This is a genomic window from Nocardiopsis listeri NBRC 13360 (assembly GCF_001570765.1).
GTDB lineage: Bacteria > Actinomycetota > Actinomycetes > Streptosporangiales > Streptosporangiaceae > Nocardiopsis > Nocardiopsis listeri.
In genome coordinates this window covers 45,335-61,638 of the sequence record NZ_BCSH01000022.1, presented here as the reverse complement: position 1 = coordinate 61,638, position 16,304 = coordinate 45,335, and the positions used below count along the sequence as shown (strand labels likewise).

12 protein-coding genes are annotated in these 16,304 nt (G+C 67.8%); 7 read left to right on the top strand and 5 right to left on the bottom strand.

Going from position 1 to position 16,304, the window contains the following annotated elements:
• Positions 1 to 142 precede the first annotated feature (142 nt).
• The 6 genes from rpsB (at position 143) to NLI01S_RS08200 (ending at position 5,927) form a co-directional block, all read left to right on the top strand.
• Positions 143 to 1,099, top strand: coding sequence for a 30S ribosomal protein S2 (gene rpsB / locus NLI01S_RS08225; RefSeq protein WP_067601902.1), 957 nt, complete (start codon positions 143 to 145; stop codon positions 1,097 to 1,099).
• 151 nt (positions 1,100 to 1,250) lie between these two features.
• A complete protein-coding gene (tsf, locus tag NLI01S_RS08220) occupies positions 1,251 to 2,087 on the top strand; it encodes a translation elongation factor Ts (protein WP_067601778.1) in 837 nt (278 codons plus the stop codon).
• A 174-nt stretch (positions 2,088 to 2,261) separates the two neighbouring features.
• Positions 2,262 to 3,005 carry a UMP kinase gene (gene pyrH, locus NLI01S_RS08215; protein ID WP_067601899.1) on the top strand — a complete coding sequence of 248 codons (744 nt, stop codon included), beginning with the start codon at positions 2,262 to 2,264 and terminating at the stop codon, positions 3,003 to 3,005.
• Positions 3,006 to 3,091: 86 nt separating this feature from the next.
• Positions 3,092 to 3,649, top strand: a complete 558-nt coding sequence (gene frr, locus NLI01S_RS08210; RefSeq protein WP_067601775.1) for a ribosome recycling factor — start codon at positions 3,092 to 3,094, stop codon at positions 3,647 to 3,649.
• Positions 3,650 to 3,652: 3 nt separating this feature from the next.
• Entirely contained in the window at positions 3,653 to 4,591 is a 939-nt protein-coding gene (locus NLI01S_RS08205) for a phosphatidate cytidylyltransferase (protein ID WP_067601772.1), read from the top strand.
• Between the two features lie 154 nt (positions 4,592 to 4,745).
• Entirely contained in the window at positions 4,746 to 5,927 is a 1,182-nt protein-coding gene (locus NLI01S_RS08200) for a pyridoxal phosphate-dependent aminotransferase (protein WP_067601769.1), read from the top strand.
• 123 nt (positions 5,928 to 6,050) lie between these two features.
• Here the strand turns inward: NLI01S_RS08200 and NLI01S_RS08195 are convergent, their stop codons facing one another.
• Positions 6,051 to 7,211: an alpha/beta hydrolase gene (locus tag NLI01S_RS08195; RefSeq protein ID WP_067601766.1), complete on the bottom strand. Its 1,161-nt coding sequence runs from the start codon at positions 7,209 to 7,211 to the stop codon at positions 6,051 to 6,053.
• Positions 7,212 to 7,282: 71 nt separating this feature from the next.
• On the opposite strand from NLI01S_RS08195, the gene NLI01S_RS08190 reads away from it, so the two are divergent.
• Positions 7,283 to 7,885, top strand: a complete 603-nt coding sequence (locus NLI01S_RS08190; protein WP_067601763.1) for a TetR/AcrR family transcriptional regulator — start codon at positions 7,283 to 7,285, stop codon at positions 7,883 to 7,885.
• Between the two features lie 62 nt (positions 7,886 to 7,947).
• Here the strand turns inward: NLI01S_RS08190 and glgB are convergent, their stop codons facing one another.
• The 4 genes from glgB to NLI01S_RS08170 all read right to left on the bottom strand — a co-directional run bounded on the left by glgB (position 7,948) and on the right by NLI01S_RS08170 (position 15,781).
• Positions 7,948 to 10,089, bottom strand: coding sequence for a 1,4-alpha-glucan branching protein GlgB (glgB, locus tag NLI01S_RS08185; RefSeq protein ID WP_223809164.1), 2,142 nt, complete (start codon positions 10,087 to 10,089; stop codon positions 7,948 to 7,950).
• Between the two features lie 327 nt (positions 10,090 to 10,416).
• Complete coding sequence (locus NLI01S_RS08180; protein ID WP_067601757.1) at positions 10,417 to 11,796, bottom strand: maltokinase N-terminal cap-like domain-containing protein; 1,380 nt, start codon at positions 11,794 to 11,796, stop codon at positions 10,417 to 10,419.
• Position 11,797: 1 nt separating this feature from the next.
• Complete coding sequence (gene treS / locus NLI01S_RS08175; RefSeq protein WP_067601754.1) at positions 11,798 to 13,714, bottom strand: maltose alpha-D-glucosyltransferase; 1,917 nt, start codon at positions 13,712 to 13,714, stop codon at positions 11,798 to 11,800.
• Between the two features lie 99 nt (positions 13,715 to 13,813).
• Complete coding sequence (locus NLI01S_RS08170; protein ID WP_067601751.1) at positions 13,814 to 15,781, bottom strand: alpha-1,4-glucan--maltose-1-phosphate maltosyltransferase; 1,968 nt, start codon at positions 15,779 to 15,781, stop codon at positions 13,814 to 13,816.
• Between the last annotated feature and the right edge of the window lie 523 nt (positions 15,782 to 16,304).

Below are 16,304 nucleotides of genomic sequence, written 5' to 3'. Positions count from 1 at the left end.
AATTCGCACGCCCACCTGCCTCCCTCGGGGAGGGCCTGTGCCCACGGTCCACACCGCCTCGCGCGGTGTGGTGGTGCGGGCGGGGCGTCAGGTACAACCGACGGCGGAACCCGCGTTCCGCCACCGCAAGGAGGACCAGGTCATGGCCACAGTCGTGACGATTCGCCAGCTCCTGGAGAGCGGCGTCCACTTCGGGCACCAGACCCGTCGCTGGAACCCCAAGATGAAGCGCTTCATCTTCACCGAGCGCAACGGCATCTACATCATCGACCTCCAAAAGTCGCTGGCGTACATCGACCGCGCCTACGAGTTCGTCAAGCAGACGGTCGCCCACGGTGGCACCATCCTGTTCGTCGGCACCAAGAAGCAGGCGCAGGAGGCCATCGACGAGCAGGCTCGTCGTGTCGGCATGCCCTTCGTCAACCAGCGCTGGCTGGGCGGCATGCTCACCAACTTCTCCACCGTGCACAAGAGGCTCCAGCGCCTCAAGGAGCTCGAGGAGATCGACTTCGACGACGTCGCCGGTTCCACGCTCACCAAGAAGGAACTGCTGAACCTTCGTCGTGAGAAGGACAAGCTCGAGCGCACCCTCGGCGGTATCCGCGACATGTCCCGCGTGCCCAGCGCCGTGTGGATCGTGGACACCAAGAAGGAGCACATCGCGATCAGCGAGGCTCGCAAGCTGAACATCCCGGTCGTCGCCATCCTCGACACCAACTGTGACCCGGACGAGGTCGACTACCCGATCCCGGGTAACGACGACGCCATCCGAAGCGTCAGCCTCCTCACCCGCGTTGTCGCCGACGCCGTCGCCGAGGGCCTCCTGGTCCGCTCCGGTGCCTCCGGCGCGACCGAGGAGAAGGCCGTCGAGGAGCCCATGCCCGAGTGGGAGCGCGAGCTGCTCGAGGGCAACAAGGGCGAGACCGATGCCGAGGCTCCGGTCGAGACCGCCGCCGAGGAGAAGAACGAGGCCGCGGCCGAGGCTCCGGCCGAGACCGTGACCGAGGCCCCGGCCGACGAGGTCGCCGCCGAGGCTCCGGCCGAGGCCACCGCCGCCGACTCCCCGGTCGACGCCCCGGAGAAGGCCCCCGAGGCCTAGTAGGGAATCAGCGGTTCGCCGCTGAGTACCTTTCCGGTGCGCACCGACGCCTGAGCGCCGCCCCGCCCTTCGTCGGCGGGGCGGCCTGCGGGGTGTTCGCCGGCTCGCTCCACTTCCAGACCAGACTTCACTAGGGAATCCGAGAACAGTCATGGCGAACTTCACCGCCGCGGACGTCAAGAAGCTGCGTGACCTCACCGGCGCGGGCATGATGGACTGCAAGAAGGCGCTGACCGAGGCCGACGGCGACTTCGACAAGGCCGTCGAGGCCCTGCGCATCAAGGGCGCCAAGTCCGTGGACAAGCGCGCGGACCGCACCGCCGCCCAGGGCACCGTCGTCCTGCGCAGCCAGGGCGAGGGCAAGGCCACCCTGATCGAGCTCAACTGCGAGACCGACTTCGTCGCCAAGAACGACCAGTTCATCGCGCTGGCCGACGAGGTCGCCGACTTCGTCGCCGCCCAGGACGGCGATGACCTCGCGACCATCGCCGCCGCCGAGATCGAGTCGGGCAAGACCCTCCAGTCCTTCATCGAGGGCAAGAGCGCCGTCATCGGTGAGAAGCTCGAGCTCCGGCGCATCGCCAAGCTCGATGGTGCCTACGTCGCCTCCTACCTGCACAAGTCCGACCCGGACCTGCCCCCGACCATGGGTGTCCTGGTCGAGCTGGACAAGGTGGACGAGGAGGTCGGTAAGGACCTCGCTCAGCAGATCGCCGCGCTGGCCCCGCAGTACGTCGACAAGGACCAGGTCCCCGAGGACGTCGTCGCCAACGAGCGTCGCATCGCCGAGGAGACCACCCGCGGTGAGGGCAAGCCCGAGCAGGCCATCCCCAAGATCGTCGAGGGTCGTCTCAACGGCTTCTTCAAGGAGATCACCCTCCTCGGGCAGCCGTTCGTCAAGGAGAACAAGAAGACCGTCCAGAAGGTCGTCGACGAGGCCGGTGTGAAGGTCAAGGGCTTCGTCCGCTTCAAGGTCGGCCAGGCCTAGGGGCTTTGACATGATGGAAGTGCCGGGGAGGCGGAATCTCCCCGGCACTTTCGGTGGATATGGGCGGGTTGCGGGCAGATCTTGTTCGGGCCGTCCGCAGCAGGAGCACTCGGGGGACCCTGTGCCACTCGGGAACAACAAGGGAGGCCGCAGGCCGTGTCGGAGAACGAAGCCATGACCACCGAAACGCCCATGCACGATTCCGGTTGGAAGCGTGTCATGCTCAAGCTCTCGGGGGAGGCGTTCGCCGGCGGTGGTGGTCTGGGCATCGAACCCGAGGTCGTCCAGTACGTGGCGGAGTCGATCGCCGAAGCGGTGTCGGAGGGCATCCAGGTCGCCGTGGTCGTCGGCGGCGGCAACATGTTCCGCGGCGCCCAGCTCACAGAGGGCGGCATCGAGCGCGGTCGCGCCGACTACATGGGCATGCTCGGCACCGTCATCAACTGCCTCGCCCTCCAGGACTTCCTCGAGCGTCTGGGCGTGGACACGCGTGTGCAGACCGCGATCCACATGAGCCAGGTCGCCGAGGCCTACATCCCGCGTCGGGCCGTTCGTCACCTGGAGAAGGGCCGAGTGGTCATCTTCGGTGCCGGTCTCGGTGCACCCTTCTTCTCCACGGACACCACCGCCGCCCAGCGAGCCCTGGAGATCGGCGCCCAGGCGGTCCTCAAGGGAACCCAGGTCGACGGGGTCTACGACTCCGACCCGCAGCGCAACCCGGACGCGGTCAAGTTCGACAAGCTCAACTACAACGAGGTCCTCACCCGCGGCCTCAAGGTCATGGACGCCACCGCGGTCAGCCTGTGCATGGACAACGGACTGCCCATCGTCGTCTTCGACCTGATGAGCCAGGGCAACATCCTGCGCGCCGTCCGCGGTGAGAAGATCGGCACCATCGTCGGTCCGACCTCCGACTGACGAGGGCGGGAGACCGTCCTGCGGCGTGGCCGAGGCCACGCACTCCAAGCCACGAACACCCAGCCGACAATCCGGGAGCGCCCACAATGATCGAAGAAACCCTCCTTGAGGCCGAGGAGAAGATGGAGAAGGCCGTGACCGTGGCGAAGGAGGACTTCGCGACGATCCGTACCGGTCGTCCCACCCCGGCCACCTTCAACAAGATCACCGTCGACTACTACGGTGCTCGCACGCCGATCAACCAGCTGGCCTCCTTCTCGGTGCCCGAGCCGCGCATGGTCGTCATCTCACCGTTCGACGTCAGCGCGCGCACCGAGATGATCAACGCGATCCGCAACAGTGACCTGGGCGTCAACCCCTCCGACGACGGACAGGTCATCCGTGTGGTCTTTCCGGAGTTGTCCGAGGAGCGTCGCAAGGAGTACGTGAAGGTCGCTCGCACCAAGGCCGAGGACAGCAAGGTCGCCATCCGCAACGTCCGACGCCGCGCCAAGGACGGTTTCGAGAAGGCCGTCAAGTCCGGTGACCTGGGTGAGGACGAGGCCCACCGTGCCCAGTCCGAACTGGACGAGCTTGCGCACAAGCATGTCGGCACCGTCGACGAGCTGCTCAAGCACAAGGAAGCGGAACTTCTCGAGGTTTAGTCGGTGACCCATCCTTCGAACGGCTCCGGAGGCGATGACCACTCGCCGGAGCACAGACCCGACGACCGTCCTCGTTCGAAGACGGATACGTCCGCCGGGCAGCGCTTCGTGCTGCACAAGCCGGGAGGTGGCCCGGTCAAGACCGGTCGCAACCTCCCGGTGGCCATCGCCAGCGGGTGCGTCCTGGGCGCACTCGTCTTCTTCTCGGTCTTCCCCTGGCCTCAGCTGTTCACGATCATCACGTCCCTCGGGACGCTGATCGGTCTCCGCGAACTCAACCGGGCGTTCGGCGGCAAGGGCGTGACCCTGGCCGTGGTCCCGTTGGCCGTGGGCGGAGTGGCGATGCAGGCCGGAGCCTACTTCGGTGGCGCCGAATGGTTGGTGGGCATCGCGGCCGTCACCGCGATCGCCTGCCTGGTCTGGCGGTTGCGCGGCGGGGCGGAGGGGTTCGTCGCCGACGCGTCGGCGAACCTGTTCACCCTCGTGTACCTGCCGCTGCTGTTGGCCACCTGGATGCTGCTCATCGCGCACCCCGAGGACGGACAGTACCGTCTCGTGGCGTTCATCGTGGTGACGATCTCCAGTGACATCGGCGGTTACTTCGCCGGGATCCTGCTGGGGCGGCACAAGATGGCGCCGGTGATCAGCCCGAACAAGACCTGGGAGGGCTTCGGTGGCTCCGTGGTCGGCTGTGCGGTGGCGGGTGCGCTCTGCGTCACCCTCATGCTGGACGGCCCCTGGTGGGTCGGTGTGGTGCTGGGTCTTGCGGTGGTGCTGGCCGCCACGGTCGGCGACCTCATCGAGTCGTTGTTCAAGCGCGACCTCGGAGTCAAGGACATGGGCCGGTTCATGCCGGGCCACGGTGGTCTGATGGACCGCATCGACTCCCTGCTGATCGCGGGTCCGGTGGTCTGGATCGTGCTCAGCCTGCTGCTTCCGTAAAGGCGGTCGCGCTCGTAGGGGCCCTGGCCTCGTGGCATCCGGTGACGCACCGGGCACCACGAGACCGGGGCCCTCTCGCGTTCGTCGGAGCGTCCGAGGTGCGTGGGGGTGCGTGGGGGTGCCCGGGTCCGGACCGGGTCGATACGCTCGAAGGGTGGATGAACCGCTGATCGAACGTATGCGTACCTATGGTGAGACGATCTTCGCCGAGATGACGCGTCTGGCCGTCGAGACCGACTCCGTCAACCTGGGGCAGGGTTTCCCCGACACCGACGGGCCGCGAAGTCTGCTGGAGAACGCCTCGCGACACATCCTCGAAGGGGTGAACCAGTACCCACCCGGCCCGGGACGCCCGGAGCTGCGTCAGGCGGTGAGCCGTTACCGCTCCCGTCACCACGGGTTGGACCTGGACCCCGACACGGAGGTCTACGTCACCGTCGGTGCGACCGCAGGCATCGCCGCCTCGCTGCTGGCGCTGGTGGAACGCGGTGACGAGGTCATCGTCTTCGAGCCGATGTACGACTCCTACGCCGCGATGATCTCGCTGGCCGGCGGTGTGCGCCGTCCCGTGGCGCTGCGCCGCGACGACGCGACCGGCAGGTTCACCTTCGACCCCGCCGAGCTGCGCTCCGCCGTCACCCCGCGCACCCGGCTCATCATGGTCAATACCCCGCACAATCCGACCGGCACGGTGTTCACCGCCGAGGAGATGGCGGAGATCGCCGCCGTATGCCGTGACCACGACCTCATCGCGGTCACCGACGAGGTGTACGAGTTCCTCACCTTCGACGATCGTCCCCACGTCCCGCTGGCCACCCTGCCGGGTATGCGCGAGCGCACCCTGTCGATCTCCTCGGTCGGCAAGATGTTCGCCGTCACCGCGTGGAAGACCGGCTGGGTGAGCGGTCCCGAACCCCTGGTCCGTGCGGTGCGCACGGTGAACCAGTTCCTCACCTTCTCCGCCAACGGAGCCCTTCAGTTGGCCATCGCAGACGCCATCGACAACGAGGGTGCCTGGGTCGAGCGGCAGCGCGTGGCCATGCAGGCCAAGCGCGACCGCCTCGCCGAGGGCCTCAGCGGCGCCGGGTTCGACGTGAACGTGTCCGAGGGCACCTACTTCCTGATGGCCGACGTCCGACCGTTGGGCTACCTCGACGGCGAGGACGTCGCCCGGGCGCTGCCCCGCGAGGCCGGTGTGGCGGCCGTACCCGCCAAGGTGTTCTACGACCACCAGGACGAGGGCCGCCACCTGGTGCGCTTCGCCTTCTGCAAGAAGGACGAGGTGCTCGACGAGGCGGTGGCCCGGCTCGGCCGGTGGGGGAGGAGCGGGAGCTGATCCGTCCGAACACCGGGGACGTGCACGCGCCGATCGACGATCGTGGAGGTGGCGGGGAGGGGGCCTGAAGAGCTGAAGAGGCTTTCACCAGGGTCCCACCCCGCTTCTCCGGACAGGTGGTTCTCAGGGGGTCAGGTGCTCGTCGAGGAAACCGTCGATGGAGTAGCGGGTGATCTGGCTCGCGAAGCCGCCCCAGTTGAGGTCGAACATGTGCTCGGTCCAGGGCAGTTCCAGGTGGTCGTGCGGGACGCCTGCCTCGTCGAGGCGGTCGACGAACAGTCGGTTGTCCTCGGGGTCGAGGAACAGATCGTGTCCGGCGGTGATCACCAGGGTCGGCGGCGCGTCCGGGCCGACCAGGTGGATCGGGGACATGGCCTCGTAGGCCTCCGGCAGTTCCTCCGGGGCGCCACCGACCATGCGTTCGCTGGACTCCAGCAGCTCGTCGCCGATGGGGGAGTGGCGCTGGCGCCAGGGGATCCGGGCGTTGGCGGTGCCGTCGGTGATCGAGTACCAGGCGACCACGGCGGACACGTCCGGGACCTCGGTGTCGCACGAGGGCTCGACCTGGTCGGTGTAGGTCGACAGCAGCGCCAGCAGACCCCCGGCGGACTGGCCGGTGACGGCGATCCGATCCGGGTCACCGCCGTATTCGGCCGCGTGCTCGTGGACCCACCCCAGGGCGCACCGCACGTCCGCCACGGACTCCTCCCAAGCTCCGTCGGGGAAGAAGCGGTAGTCGACCTCGAACACCACCCGATCGCCGTCGGCCAGCCAGGTGTCCCAACGCGGCAGCAGGCTCTGCGGGAGGTCGTCGGCGCCACCGTGGACGTTGACCACCACCGGGAGCGGTTCGCCTGAGGGCTCGGCGGGCTCCCACACGTCCAACTCAAGGGGCTCGTCGTCCATCCGGTGGTAGGTCAGGGTCAGCGGATCCCGGTCGGTGGAGGTGGCCAGGCCCGAGGTGTAGGCGCCCAGGCTCAATGGAGCGTCTTTCGTTCGTGCGGTGTTCCACAGTGCCGTCGACGGCACCAGGGCCAGGATCAGCAGCAGTGCGTTGGCCCCGGCGAGCGACCACCCCCACCGTCCTCGGGCGAACAGGGCGAAGGCGAGCCCGCACAGCGCGGGGAGGGTGAGCCAGAGCGAGAACTCCAGGATGAGCAGCGCGTATTGCCAGGCGTCCCAGGAGGGCGGTGGCAGCAGGACCAGGGCCAAGGCGACGATCCCCGGCAGGGCGAACAGGGTGGATAGGGTCAGCAGGGTTCGGCGGACCAGGGGACGGGGCATGGCGACATCCTTCCGATACAGGCGTATCGATACGAACGTATCAGTCCGTGTGGATGTGCCAGAATGAAGAGGTGCCGAAGGTCGTGGACAGTCAGAATCGTCGTCAGAGCGTCGGCGAGGCCATTCATCGCATCGCCGCCCGTGAGGGGATCGAAGGGGTCAGTGTCCGCGTGGTCGCCGCCGAGGCGGGGCTGTCCGTCGGCGCCGTTCAGCGCGAGTTCCGCACCAAGGACGAGCTGCTCCGCTTCGCCCTGGACTTCTCCATCGCCGAGGTCGCCGACCGCTTCTCCCGAGTCCGGATCGGACCCGAGTCGCTGACCTTCGCCGAGGGGATGCGGGCCGTCCTCGTGGACCTGCTGCCCACCGACGACCGCCGCCGCGCCCAGGCCCGCATCTGGGCCGCCTTCTACGCCCGCGCCGCCGTCGACACGGGGTTCGCCGAGAAACTCGCCGATCTGGACGCACAAGCGCGCGTGAACCTGGCCGCCGCCCTCGGCTACGCCCGTGAACAGGGGGAACTCGTGTCCGGTCGGAACACCGAAGCACTCGCCGAGCTGCTCCTGGTGATGATCGACGGCCTCTGGCTCACCTGCGCCCGCCTGCCCGAAGGGGCTCCACTGGACGGCCCCCGGGCCGCCATCGACGCCGCAGTCGCCCTGGTCACCGGGCGCTGAACGAACGAGGAAGGGCCCTGGGCGTTCCGGGGGAACGTCCAGGGCCCTGGCTCCGAGCGCGCCTAGCGCGCGGGTTCGAACCAGACGGCGCCCAGAGGGGGCAGCGTGATCTCCGCGGAGAACGGCTGACCGTGCCACTCCTGGGCCTGTGCTTCAACGGTGGCCGGCGCCTCGTACCCCGAACCGCCGAAGCGCGGATCGTCGGAGTTGACCACCGCGTTCCACCGGCCCTCGACCGGCAGACCGATCCGCCAGTTCGAGCGGGGCACCGGCGAGAAGTTCACCGCGCACGCCAGCACCGAACCGTCCTCGCCGTGGCGCAGGTGGCTCAGGGTGTTGCCCTGGCGGTCACCGCCGTCCAACCAGGTGAACCCGGCCGGGTCGGTGTCCAACGACCACAGCGCGGGCCGCGGCCGGTAGGCGTCGTTGAGCGCCTTGACCAGCTGCTGCGTGCCCGCGTGGTGGTCGTACCGCAACAGCCACCACGGCACCCCGTCCTCGTGTGACCACTCCTCGCCCTGGGCGATCTCCCCGCCCATGAACAGCAGTTGCTTGCCCGGGTGGGACCACATGAACGACAGCAGCGCCCGCAGCGTCGCCGCACGCTGCCACTCGTCACCGGGCGCCTTGTTGAACAGTGACGCCTTGCCGTGCACCACCTCGTCGTGCGACAGCGGCAGTACGTAGTTCTCGCTGTAGGCGTACACCATCGAGAACGTGATGTCGTCGTGGTGGTACTCGCGGTGGATCGGCTCCTTCTTGACGTACTCCAAGGAGTCGTGCATCCACCCCATGTTCCACTTCAGCCCGAATCCGAGCCCGCCGTGGTCCACCGGGGTGGTCACCCCCGTGTAGGCCGTCGACTCCTCCGCGATCATCGCCACGTCGGGGTTGCGGCGGTAGACCGTGGTGTTGAGCTCCTTGACGAAGTCGATGGCCTCCAGGTTCTCCCGGCCACCGAACACGTTCGGCTCCCAACCACCGGAGTCGCGCGAGTAGTCGAGGTAGATCATCGAGGCGACCGCGTCCACACGCAGCCCGTCGACGTGGAACTCCTCCAACCAGTACAGGGCGTTGGCGACGAGGAAGTTGCGCACCTCGGTCCGCCCGTAGTTGAAGATGAGCGTGCCCCAGTCGGGGTGTTCGCCACGGCGCGGGTCCGGGTGCTCGTACAGGGCACTACCGTCGAACCGGGCGAGCGCCCACTCGTCCTTGGGGAAGTGCGCCGGCACCCAGTCCAGGAACACGCCCACACCCGCCCGGTGCAGCGAGTCCACCAGGTGGCGGAACTCGTCCGGAGAGCCGAACCGCGGCGTGGGCGCGTAGTAGGACGTGACCTGGTAACCCCAGGACCCGTCGAACGGGTGCCCGGCCACCGGCAGGAACTCCACGTGCGTGAAGCCCATCTCGGTCACGTAGGACACCAGTTCCTCGGCGAGCTCGGTGTAGGACAGACCCGGTCGCCAGGAACCCAGATGCACCTCGTAGACGCTCATCGGCGCCCGGTGCGGTTCCACGCCCTTGCGCTCGGCCATCCACTCCTGGTCGCTCCACACGTGGTCGGAGACCGTGACGACCGAGGCGGTGGCCGGCGGCATCTGGGTCCGGCGGGCCATGGGGTCGGCCTTGTCCCGCCAGTGCCCGTCCGCGCCGAGGATCTGGAATTTGTACAGGTCGCCGTCTCCGAGCCCGGGCAGGAACAGCTCCCACACCCCGGACGAACCGAGGCTGCGCATCGGGTGGGCGATTCCGCTCCAGTGGTCGAAGTCGCCGATGACCCGGACCCCGCGCGCGTCGGGCGCCCAGACCGAGAACCGTGTCCCGGTGACCTCGCCCATCGGGCCGTTCCGCTCGATCACGTGGGCGCCCAGAGCGTTCCACAGCTCTTCGTGCCGACCCTCACCGATCAGGTGCAGATCGAGTTCGCCCAACGTGGGCTCGAAACGGTAGGCGTCCGCCCGCAGGAGCTCGGGTCCGCCCTCATAGCGGACCGCGACGCGGTAGTCGTCGACCTTCTTGGGCAGACGGGCCGCGAACACGCCACGGTGGCGGTGCGGCAGGGCCACCCGGGTCTGGTCGGGCAGTACGGCGTGCACCTCGACCGCGCCCGGGCGCAGGACCCTCAGGTCGCGTCCGTGCAGGCCCAGGACCGAGTGCGGGTCGTGGTGGTGGCCGTCGACCACCCGGTCGAGTTCGACGAGCAGGTCCCCCGCGAGTGCGGCGGGGACGCGGGTCCTCTTCGGCGCGTCCTTCTTCGCGCCGGCCCTCTTCACGTCGGTCTTCTCAGGGGCCGCCTTCTTCGGGGCCGTGGCCTTCGTGGTCTTGACCGTCTTCGTGGCCTTCTTCTTGCCGGGCACCTTCTTCGCCGCCTCGGGCTCCGCCGCCGGCTGTTCGTCGGCTGTAGCGGCCTTCTTGGACGTACGCGGTGACAATTCGACTCCGTGATGACTTGTGGTGTTCGGATGACGAGGCGATGGTTCGGGAGGGGGAACGAAGGGCGGCCGCCGTGCGCGAACGGCGGCCGCCGGGGATCAGCCGGGCACCGGAGGTGCCCCGGCCGCTGTGGCGATGGAATCGAGCGGCACTCGAAGCCAGTCGGGGCGGTTGCGCGCCTCGTACAGGACCTCGTAGACCGCCTTGTCGAACTCGAAGGCGCGCAGCACGGTCAGGTGTTTCTCCGGATCGGCGCCCCCACCGTCGGCGTAACCGCGACAGAACGCCTCCCGGTTGCGGCGTGCCCACTCCCGGGCGGCCCACGCCAACTCCTGGTCGTCCGGATGCCCGACCAACAGGTAACCGGCCGCGTAGTCGAAGGAACGCAGCATCCCCGCCACGTCCCGCAGCGGACTGGACAGACGTTGGCGTTCGCGCACCGACACCGTCGGTTCGCCCTCGAAGTCCAGCAGCACCCACCCGGACTTCGGCCGGATGACCTGCCCCAGGTGGTAGTCGCCGTGGATGCGCTGTATCGGCAGCGGTTCGTCCACACGGGCGAAGTCGGAGTAGGCCTCCATCACCCTCGGCGCGTGTTCGGCCAGTTCGGGCACCTCACCGCTGGCCATGGCCAGTCGCTCCACCATCGCGTCGGCCACTTCGGCCGCCGAGATGGGGGAGAGCACGTCGGTGGGCAGTGCCCGTGCCAGCGAACTGTGCACCTGTGCGGTGGTGTGCCCCAACCGCGCGGACTCCTCACCGAAGTCGGCGTCCTGGCCGTCCAACAGCGTGCGCACGTTCTCGGTGGCCAGCACCCAGCCGTCGGTGGCGTCCGGAACGAACGTCTGCAACAGCGCCAAGGTGGTGGGCGTGGTGTGACCGGACAGGTCCGCCTCGATCCACCCGCACGGGCGCGCCACGTACGGCGAACCCGACAGCGCCATGTTCAGCTCCAGGTCCGGGTTTCGCCCAGGCCAGAGCCTGCGGAAGGTCTTGAGGACGTAGTCGCGTCCGTACACCAGTGAAGTGTTGGACTGCTCACCGGTCAGCAGGCGACCCGAGCCGCACGCCTTGACCTCGGCGCCGGGAAGGGTACGGAAACGCACCCGTCCCCGACGCTCGCCGTCCTCGGCGCAGTTGAACCGCTCCAGCAGCAACGACGTCAGCTGCGGATCGTGCGCCGCGTCGTAGACCACCCGGGGCCGGCCGCCGGCCACCGGGCACACGCCGATGGCGGAACGGGCCAGGTGGGGTGGCAGTGACCGGGGCGGACGCGACCCGAGCAGCACCTGGTAGCGGGAACTCGTGCCGCGTTGGCCCGCCTGGACCACGAGCACGTTCAGGTCGGGACCACCGGGTCCGGCCGAGACCAGGGTGTACCTGCTCTCGACCCGGACCCGACGGATCGGGATCCCCTTGCCGGAGAACCATCGTTGTCGAGGTAGCCAGACTGCCAGGAGTTCTTCTAGCTGCGACATGTCAGAGAGGCCTGGTTCCCTTCCCACCACGGTCCCGGCTCGCGCCGGCGGGCCGATCGGTGGCTGTGTTGCGGTGGCCGGTGTCGAAGGCGTCCGAGGTGCTCAGCCCCGCCGCCGGGAGTCCGTACGAGGGCACGCCCTCGCCGTCCTTGGACTCGGTCCCCGACGCGCGCTCCGGAGGCAGTTGGAACCAGTAGAAGCCGTGGCCCGGGAGGGTGAGCAGGTACGGCAGCTCACCGACCTCCGGGAAACGGACCCCGCCCACGCACTCCACCGGGCTCACACCCGCGTAGCGCGACAGGTCCAGTTCCACCGGTTGTGGGTGCTTGGACAGGTTGTTGACGCACAGCATCCGGTCGTCGCCGTGCTCGCGGATGTAGGCCAACACGCTCGGGTTGGTGGCGTTCAGCTCGGTGAACTCCCCGGTGCCGAACACGGGGTGCCGCTTTCGGATCTGGATCATCCGACGGGTCCAGTGCAGCAGTGAACCGGGGTTCTCCCGCTGGGACTCCACGTTGATCGCCTGGTAGCCGTAGACCGGATCCATGATCGGTGGCAGGTAGAGGCGGGCGGGGTCACTGCGCGAGAACCCGGCGTTGAGGTCGGAGTTCCACTGCATCGGCGTGCGTACGGCGTCACGGTCGCCCAACCAGATGTTGTCGCCCATGCCGATCTCGTCGCCGTAGTACAGGACCGGGGAACCCGGCAGGGACAACAACAGCGCGGTGAACAGTTGGATCTGGTTGCGGTCGTTGTCCAACAGGGGCGCGAGGCGCCGCCGGATCCCCACGTTCGCGCGCATGCGGGGTTCCTTGGCGTACTCCGCGTACATGTAGTCGCGTTCCTCGTCGGTGACCATCTCCAGGGTCAGCTCGTCGTGGTTGCGCAGGAAGATCGCCCACTGGCAGTTGCGGGGGATCGGCGGGGTCTGGGCGAGGATCTCCGAGATCGGGAAGCGCTGCTCCTGCCGGACCGCCATGAACATGCGCGGCATCAGCGGGAAGTGGAAGTTCATGTGGCACTCGTCGCCACCGGACTCGAAGTCGCCGAAGTAGTCGACCACCTCCGAGGGCCACTGATTGGCCTCGCTCAGCAGCACCCGGTCCGGGTAGAGGCGGTCCACCTCCGCGCGCACCCGCTTGAGGAATTCGTGCGTCTCCTTGAGGTTCTCGCAGTTGGTGCCCTCACGCTCGTACAGGTAGGGCACCGCGTCCAGCCGGAAACCGTCGATCCCCAGGTCCAGCCAGTAGCGCAGTACCTCCAGGATCGCCTCCTGGACCGCCGGGTTCTCGAAGTTGAGGTCCGGCTGGTGCGAGAAGAAGCGGTGCCAGTAGTACTGGCCGCGCACTTCGTCGTAGGTCCAGTTGGAGGTCTCGGTGTCGACGAAGATGATGCGCGCCTCGTCGTAGCGGTCATCGGTGTCCGACCACACGTAGAAGTCGCCGTAGGGGCCGTCCGGGTCCTCCCGGGAGGCCTTGAACCAAGGGTGCTGGTCGCTGGTGTGGTTCATGACCAGGTCGGTGATGACACGGATGCCGCGCCGGTGCGACTCGTCGAGTAGCTCCACGAAGTCGGCGGTGTTGCCGAACTCCGGGAGGATCTTGAAGTAGTCCGAGATGTCGTATCCACCGTCCCGCAAAGGGGACTCGTACATCGGAAGCAACCAGACGCAGTCGATTCCGAGCCACTGGAGATAGTCCAACTTCCGAACCAGCCCGGTGAGGTCACCGGTGCCGTCCCCGTTGGAGTCGAAGAACCCCCGGGCCAGTACCTCGTAGAAGACGGCGTGCTTGTACCAGTGGGGTTCACCGGTACCTCCCGAGGACATGAGCGGGCCGGTCGCGGCCCCGGTGGCCGGCGCGAGCGGACCGTGTTCGGCGTGCTCGTGTGCGCCGGGTCCGGACTCGTCGTTGCTCATCTACTGCTCCCCACCAAAATGTTCGACATCGGATCTACAGGTGTGCGGGAGCCGGACGGCGGCGGTACCGTGACCGCCGCGTTCCGGTGCCCCGACCCGCTATCTGCCGCTGACGGTGAACACGTGCGCGGGCCCGGTCGCCGGGTCGAGCCGGACGTAGTTGTCGGCTCGCCATGTGTAGGAGTGGCCGGTCAGCTCGTCGGTCACCTTGAGGTCCTCCTCCCACGTGTGGCCGATCGACGGCAGGTCGAGACGCACCGTGGCCTCATGGGCCCGGTGCGGGTCGAGGTTGACGACGACGATGACGGCGTCGTCGGGTTCACCGGGGGCGCCGGGTCGGTGCTTGGAGAAGCAGACGATCTCCGGCCCATCCACGTGGTGGAACCGTAGGTTTCGCAGTTCGCGCAGGGCGGGGTGGACCCGGCGGAGCTCGTTGAGCCGGGTGATGAGAGGGGCGATGGTCGTACCGGAGGCGTCCGCCCCGGCCCAGTCGCGAGGGCGGTACTCGTACTTCTCCGAGTGCAGGTACTCCTCGCTGCCGGGCGCGGCGGGGGTGTTCTCGCACAGCTCGAAGCCCGAGTAGATCCCCCAGGTCGGAGAGAGCGTCGCGGCCAGCACCGCGCGCGCCTCGAACGCGGGGCGGCCACCGTCCTGGAGGTAGGCGTTGAGGATGTCGGGGGTGTTGGCGAACAGGTTGGGGCGCAGGTAGTGCGCGGTCTCCCGGCTGAGCTCGGTGAGGTACTCGGTGAGCTCGTCCTTGCCGTTGCGCCAGGTGAAGTAGGTGTAGGACTGGTGGAATCCGACCCCGGCCAGGGTGCGCATCATGGCGGGGCGCGTGAAGGCCTCGGCCAGGAAGAGCACGTCGGGGTCGGTGCGCGCGACGTCGGCGAGCAGACGTTCCCAGAACGCGACGGGCTTGGTGTGTGGATTGTCCACCCGGAAGATCCGCACCCCGTGGTCCATCCAGTGTCGGACCACACGAAGGACCTCGGCGTACAGACCCTCGAAGTCGTTGTCGAAGCAGAGCGGGTAGATGTCCTGGTACTTCTTCGGCGGGTTCTCCGCGTAGGCGATGGAACCGTCGACCCGGGTGGTGAACCATTCGGGGTGCTCGGTGACCCAGGGGTGGTCGGGGGAGCACTGTAGGGCCAGGTCCAGGGCGATCTCCAGGCCGTGTTCGGCGGCCTCGGTCACGAACGCGTCGAAGTCGGCGATGGTGCCCAGGTCCGGGTGGACCGCGTCGTGGCCCCCATCGGCCGAACCGATGGCCCACACCGACCCGGGATCGCCGGCGTGCGCGTTCAGGGTGTTGTTCCGACCCTTGCGGTGGGCGGTGCCGACCGGATGGATCGGCGGCAGGTACACCACGTCGAAGCCCATGTCGGCGATGGCGGGCAGCCGTTTGGCGGCGGTGGCGAAGGTGCCGGAGAGCTCCTGGCCGGGAGCGGTGTCGACCTGGGCGCCCTCCGAGCGGGGGAAGAACTCGTACCAGGAGCCGAACAGGGCGCGTTCGCGATGCACGACGACCTTGGTCCGCTTGGACCTGGTGACGAGCTCGCGGACGGGGTCGCGCTCCATGGCGGAGACGACGTCGTCGGTGACGGCGGCCTCGAAGGCCTCCATGGGGGACAGGGAGGTGTCGCGCAGGACCTTGGCGGCCCTGGACAGGTCGGGGTTGCGGGGGACGCGGCGGCCGGCCTTGGCCAGCAGGCGGGCGCCCTCCTCCAGGACGAGGTCCGTGTCGGTGTCGAGGGGAAGTTTCACGCGGGCGACGTGGAGCCAGGTGGTGAAGGGATCGCTCCACGACTCGATGGAGAAGGACCACCGTCCCTCCGCGGGCAGGCTGATCTCGGCTTCGTAGCGGTCCGTTCCGGGGGCCTTTTCCCGCATCGGGACGAGGGGCAGTCGACGCCCTTCGGGTGAGTGGACGACGACGCCCGCGGCGAGGGAATCGTGCCCTTCGCGGATCACCGTCGCGCCGACGGTGAAACGTTCTTCGGGCACCGCCTTCACCGGGCCGAGGACGTTCTCTGGAGAGATGTCGAGGATGGGCAGTCGTCCGATCACTGGCTACACCGTCATTGTCGTGGTTCGGGCGTTATGGGGCAGCACGCGGCGACTCGCGTGCGGAATTAATCGGAAGTTAATCCAACGAATAACGGGGTCAACGAAGTGCTGGATCGAAAACTGTCCAGATTGCGGCTTCGGTGCCCTCCGCTGTCTATCGTCGGCCCTCTAGCGGGGTTTGGAAGAGTGTCGGGGCCGGATAATTAATGTGATCCTCGCCACGCTGGCCTTGGTGGGTCAGACCTGGTATTTGTCGGGTTTCACCCTGGAAAACCTCGCAAAACGGGCAGTTCGCCACAGCAGATTCAGGGGTTTCTGTGGTCGCTTTCCCGTGCCTCTTCATGAAAAGTCGGAAAATTCTTCTCCCATGTTGTGTACGAGGTTCATGCGGGTAGGGATGAACGAATGTGTGTCGGGCGGGGTGAGGCGTATTCCGGACATCCCCATGTGTCCGTTGTGTCCCTTGAGGGATTAATTGTCGCGTATCCGGGGGAATTGCTTCTCGTGCCGGCCAATTCGTCGG